Annotated in this window: 5 protein-coding genes and 1 pseudogene; all 6 read left to right on the top strand. The window is 42.3% G+C overall.

Features of this window, described 5'->3' with window-relative positions; translation table 11 throughout:
- Positions 1–33: 33 nt before the first annotated feature.
- Positions 34–429 (top strand): annotated as a pseudogene (locus H5202_RS18700) (2-C-methyl-D-erythritol 4-phosphate cytidylyltransferase); the annotation flags it as partial.
- Positions 430–490: 61 nt separating this feature from the next.
- Positions 491–970, top strand: a complete 480-nt coding sequence (gene ispF, locus H5202_RS18695; protein ID WP_101085630.1) for a 2-C-methyl-D-erythritol 2,4-cyclodiphosphate synthase — start codon at positions 491–493, stop codon at positions 968–970.
- Positions 971–997: 27 nt separating this feature from the next.
- On the top strand, positions 998–2071 hold the full coding sequence (truD, locus tag H5202_RS18690) for a tRNA pseudouridine(13) synthase TruD (protein ID WP_182773392.1): 1074 nt from the start codon (positions 998–1000) through the stop codon (positions 2069–2071).
- A gap of 3 nt (positions 2072–2074) precedes the next feature.
- On the top strand, positions 2075–2824 hold the full coding sequence (surE, locus tag H5202_RS18685) for a 5'/3'-nucleotidase SurE (RefSeq protein ID WP_182773391.1): 750 nt from the start codon (positions 2075–2077) through the stop codon (positions 2822–2824).
- Positions 2821–3456, top strand: coding sequence for a protein-L-isoaspartate(D-aspartate) O-methyltransferase (locus H5202_RS18680; protein WP_182773393.1), 636 nt, complete (start codon positions 2821–2823; stop codon positions 3454–3456). Before surE ends, H5202_RS18680 begins: the two co-directional genes overlap by 4 nt.
- 102 nt (positions 3457–3558) lie before the next feature.
- On the top strand, positions 3559–3997 hold a 439-nt coding region (locus tag H5202_RS18675), incomplete at its 3' end, for a LysM peptidoglycan-binding domain-containing protein (protein ID WP_182773390.1).

Raw genomic sequence — 3997 nt, 5'->3', positions numbered from 1 at the left:
GCTGCATTAAACTTTTCGCCCAAGTAAAATCCAGATGCGTGGGCGCTGGTTCATGATGCCGCAAGACCTTGCGTAAACCACCAAGATATAACCCAATTGATTGACTGGGTAGCCATTCCTCCACAAGGTCCCATTCTAGCTGCACCCGTTCGCGCCACCATGCAGCGCAGTGACGCCAATGGTCATCTTGTTCATACCGTTGATGGTTCGTTACTATCACATTCATTAACGCCGCAATATTTACCTTTGTCGATTTTACGATCCCACTTATCGGCAGCATTAGCGGCGCAGGTACCTATTACTGATGAAGCCAGTGCCATGGAATGGGCTGGTATTATGCCGGGATTGGTTAATGGCCGAATGGATAATATCAAAGTGACTCATCCAGATGATTTACAGTTGGCAACTCTATTTATGTCACAGCAATAATTAACTGAAATAACCACACTCGTTAATATTAGTTCAAAGCAAGTTAAGATAAGGTTTTTAAATGAATATTCGTATCGGTCATGGTTTCGATGTACATAAATTTGGCGGTGATAGTCCACTAATTTTAGGTGGTGTTACTGTTCCTTATGACTGTGGACTGATTGCCCATTCTGACGGTGATGTTGTGCTTCATGCCATTAGTGATGCGATATTAGGGGCGATGGCGTTAGGTGATATAGGTAAACATTTCCCTGATACTGATGCTAATTTTGCTGGTGCCGATAGTCGAGTGCTATTAAGACACTGTTATCAACTTGCACTGCAAAAGCAGTTTGTTTTAGGTAATCTAGATGTCACCATTATTGCTCAAGCACCTAAGATGGCACCCCATATTGAAGCCATACGTCAGTGCTTAAGTGCTGACTTACAAACCGATATCGATAATATTAATGTTAAAGCGACGACTACCGAAAATCTCGGTTTTACTGGACGTAAAGAAGGCATTGCTGTTGAAGCTGTTGTGTTGATGAAGAGCCAATAACCTACAAAATATAGAGAGTTCTGTCACATGAAAGAATTACATTACCTATTTGGTAAACCAATAAGCCAAGCTGATTTACGTACCAATAACAGCGACTTTATTGTTAAAGAAATTTTGCCTTTTACCCCAACAGGGGAAGGCGAGCATCATATGCTTCATGTACGTAAAAATGGCATGAATACCGTATATGTTGCTGAAATATTAGCTAAATTTGCTAAAGTGCATCCCAAAGAAGTGACCTTCGCCGGTCAGAAAGACAAAAATGCTATTACTGAACAATGGTTCGGCATACGTATTCCAGGTAAAGAAACGCCAGAGTGGACAGAGCTAAATGACGATAAATTAACCATTCTGTCGAGCAGTCGTCACAGTAAAAAATTGCGTATTGGCGCCTTACTTGGAAATCGATTTGTACTGACATTGCGTAATATCAATGATACTGCTGATGTCGAAGCGCGTTTGCAGCAAATAGCCAAACTCGGTGTCCCCAATTATTTTGGTGAGCAACGCTTTGGCCATGATGGCAAAAACTTGATATTAGGTAGACAAATGCTCAGTGGTGGTCGAAACATCAAAGATCGCCATAAACGCAGCATGTATTTATCTGCAGTGCGCTCAAATGTGTTCAATCAGGTGGTGTCATTTCGTTTAGCTAATCATCAGGCTGACACAATAGCTGGCGATTGCGTGATGTTAGCTGGCAGTAAAAGCTATTTTACTGCAGAAGTATGGGATGAGGTCCTCAAGACCCGTTTAGCAGAAAAAGATATTCAACTTTCCGCTCCTCTTTGGGGGAGGGGCACACCCTTAGCACAAGGTGAAGCATTAGCTTTAGAGCTAACGCCTTTAGCTGATTTATCGATCGATTTGCAGGGGCTCGAAGAAGCAGGTTTATCACAAGAGCGACGCCCATTGTTACTAGAACCTCAAGGGATGAAGTGGCAGTTTGATGCTGATACGGTCACCCTTGAATTTGTGCTACCGGCAGGGAGTTATGCTACTTCGGTGCTTCGCGAACTTGCTGATTATCAGGATGTCCAAGAGTCACAACGAAAAGTAATGGTTGCAGAACAACAAGCACAAACCAATGAAGAGTGTTAATTAATGATTAATATTTTAGTCAGTAATGATGATGGCGTGAGAGCCCCTGGTATTATGGCATTAACTCACGCTTTGAGTGCGTTTGCGCAAGTATTAACCGTCGCACCCGATCGTAATTGCTCTGGTGCGAGTAATTCATTAACCTTGACTAATCCATTAAGAATTAATAACTTAGAAAACGGCTATATTTCTGTTAATGGCACACCTACAGATTGTGTTCACCTTGCGATTAGGCAATTATGTGAAACGGAACCCGATATTGTTGTTTCAGGTATTAATGCTGGAGCGAATATGGGGGATGACACCTTATATTCAGGCACCGTAGCTGCCGCAATGGAAGGGCGATTTTTAGGTTTACCAGCTATTGCGGTATCACTGGTTGGCAAATCATTAATTCATTACGATACAGCAGCCATCTTTGCTGCCAAAATTGTAAAAGGCTTGTTGGAACATCCTATTAGCCGTGATCAAATTTTGAATGTTAATGTTCCAGATTTACCTGTAGCACAAATTAAAGGTATTAAAGTTACCCGTTTAGGTGCCCGACATAAAGCCGAAGGTATGATAAAAACCCAAGACCCAGCGGGTAAAGATATATACTGGCTTGGTCCTGTTGGCAGTGAACAAGATGCCGGAGAAGGGACTGACTTTGGTGCTGTGGCCGCTGGATATGTATCTATAACGCCACTAACAGTAGACTTAACGGCATACAATCAACTTGATGGATTAGCCGATTGGATAATAAAAATATGACACGCGTAGCTTCTACATCAGCAATGAATTTGGCCAAGAAACTGGCCGAGGCAGGGATCCGACATCCTGCGGTATTGCATGCTGTAGCAACAACACCACGTGAATTGTTCCTTGATGGTGCATTAGCTCATAAAGCGTATGAAAATACGGCATTACCCATCGGGCAGGGGCAGACCATTTCACAGCCTTATATTGTGGCTCGAATGACTGAACTGCTGCTGCAGCATAATCCTCAAAAAGTGCTAGAAATTGGAACTGGCTCAGGTTATCAAGCCGCTGTCTTAGCATCGTTAATTCCCGAATTATTTACTATTGAGCGTATAAAAGCATTACAAATTCAAGCTCGTCAAAGGCTAAAACGTCTAGATTTACACAACGTAGCATTCAAATATGGTGATGGATGGCAAGGGTGGTCAAACCGTGGGCCGTTCGATGGCATTATGGTTACAGCTGCAGCTGCAACAGTACCTCAAGCATTGCTTGAACAATTGTCCGAGCACGGTGTACTGATTATTCCGGTAGGAGAAGACACCCAGCAATTGCTTAAAATCACCCGTATCGGAAAAACATTCCAATCTGAGATTATAGAGGCCGTTAAATTTGTTCCTCTTATTAATGGAGATTTGGCTTAGTTAACACTATAGATATGAATCTTATCAATTACTGATATTTTCGTTTGGAATAAGCTCATTTAGCTTAACAATCACGTATTTCCCCGTTAAGGATTTTGTTTGATGAATACCGGTTGGCCAAACTTTGTGGTCTTAGCAATCATGCTCACTGGATGCAGCTTTCAAGCTGAACGTCCTGCACCGGTAGACACCTTATCGTCAAAAAATCATGGTCCGCGTTATCATAAAGGCTCTTTGAAAAACGATAAATATAAAGTAAGGAAAGGTGACACGCTTTATTCAATAGCTTGGGGGGCTGGACGTAATTTTGTCGAAGTTGCTCGTTTGAACCGTTTATCGCCTCCTTATACTATTTATCCAGGGCAATCTCTTAATCTAGCGGCTACAAATAATAGTCAAATAGCAGCCATTCGAGCACCCCAACCTTATGTTAATTCAATACAAACTCAAGCCATCACTAAGCCCTACATTTCGGCTTCAGATAGTTCTAAATTAAAAACAATCAAATCATCCGCCGCGCCAAAGCCCGGCCCAGCAGTGG

It is taken from the genome of Shewanella sp. SG41-4 (genome assembly GCF_014164505.1).
GTDB lineage: Bacteria > Pseudomonadota > Gammaproteobacteria > Enterobacterales > Shewanellaceae > Shewanella.
This window is presented reverse-complemented; position numbering and strand designations above follow the sequence as displayed.

Bases quoted from the DNA above. Each gene is read 5' to 3' on its own strand.
- ispF (WP_101085630.1), top strand. From the start codon at position 491: ATGAATATTCGTATCGGTCATGGTTTCGATGTACATAAATTTGGCGGT.
- truD (WP_182773392.1), top strand. From the start codon at position 998: ATGAAAGAATTACATTACCTATTTGGTAAACCAATAAGCCAAGCTGAT.
- surE (WP_182773391.1), top strand. From the start codon at position 2,075: ATGATTAATATTTTAGTCAGTAATGATGATGGCGTGAGAGCCCCTGGT.
- H5202_RS18680 (WP_182773393.1), top strand. From the start codon at position 2,821: ATGACACGCGTAGCTTCTACATCAGCAATGAATTTGGCCAAGAAACTG.